Annotated in this window: 1 protein-coding gene and 1 pseudogene; both read right to left on the bottom strand. The window is 50.5% G+C overall.

The annotated features are described in order from the left end of the window. Nucleotides 1-884: oligosaccharide flippase family protein (locus ACTHUE_RS19300; protein WP_440424199.1), on the bottom strand; the 884-nt coding region annotated here is incomplete at its 3' end. A gap of 168 nt (nucleotides 885-1052) precedes the next feature. After that, a pseudogene (locus tag ACTHUE_RS19295) lies at nucleotides 1053-1254 on the bottom strand (UDP-N-acetyl-D-glucosamine dehydrogenase); the annotation flags it as partial.

Below are 1254 nucleotides of genomic sequence, written 5' to 3'. Positions count from 1 at the left end.
GTCATGGAAAGCGTGATGTCGCCGATTTTATCCAGATTGGTTTTTTCTTCTACCCATTTGAACACCAAAGGCGCCCAAATAGTGGAAAACACACTTTGGAAAATCAAGGCGACGGCACCAAAGCTGACTGCCATCGAATAGATGCCCAATTCGTCCAAACCCGAGATGTCTTTGAGGACAAAGCGGTCAATCGAAGTCAGGCCCCAATAGGCCAAGTTGCCGAATGCCAGCGGCAGGCCGTAGCGCAGGCCGTCCCGATGCAGCTCGGGCGACCATTTCGCATGGGAAACGGCTTGCAGGTCTTGGCGCAGCTGATATATCAACAGTACAACGGTCAGCACTTGGGCTGCGGTGTAGGTAAAAACCAGCGAAGTAGTATTGGTAGGTAAGCCGGAAGCAATCACGGCAAAAACCAACACCAAAATCAAGAATTTCGGCGCAAGCTGGCTGACGGAAAAAGCCAATGCCTGCTCTTTCATCCGCAAAATCAAGGCTAAAAAACGGGTAATCAGCGTAGTGGCCAAGAAAATCAGAAAGAGAATCCCCAAATTTGCACTGGGGATGTCAAAAATGATTTCAGACGGCCATGATGCGTTTATCAGTAACACTAAAACCACAACCGCCACAGTCAGAATCAATGGCGATAAAAAAACGGATTTGAACAGCGCGGCCTTGTCTTTAACGGCGTAATAGTCGCGAATATAGGATTGGTCCAGCCCCAAGCCCAGCAACAGGATGCTCAGTCCGGCAATGGTCTGCAAGAGTACGATACGGCCGATGTCTTCCGCAGGGAAGTACCATGAGATGAGCGGCAGGGAAAGCAGGCCGAAAGCGGCGCTTCCTATCGGGCCCAATGCGTAGCCGAGGATTTTTTTCGCGTTCATATTATTTGTTTTCAGACGGCCAGAAGTTCGAGCTGAGCGTTTTTCGTAGGGTATGTGTTGTTACCGTTGCCGGTTTGCCAAGGCCGTCTGAAAAACAAATAGCCTTGGGAAACCGGCTACCGTCCCGGTCGGGGAAACCGGAGGCAGCCGGATGTGTCTGAAGCAAGATTATGCTTTGATGACTTTAGGATTTTTTACTGGGAATTTGCCGCGTGTATCGACAATCAGCTTGGCATGTTCGGTGATCATGTCATAGTCGAATTTGTCGTGATCGGTGGTCAGAACCACCCAATCGTATTGGGCGACAGTTTCAGGAGTCAGCGCTTCGCTCTTCAGGTCGAAGTAGTGGTGGCCGGGGATGTGTGGGAAC

This window comes from Neisseria sp. P0021.S005 (genome assembly GCF_051956955.1).
This window is presented reverse-complemented; position numbering and strand designations above follow the sequence as displayed.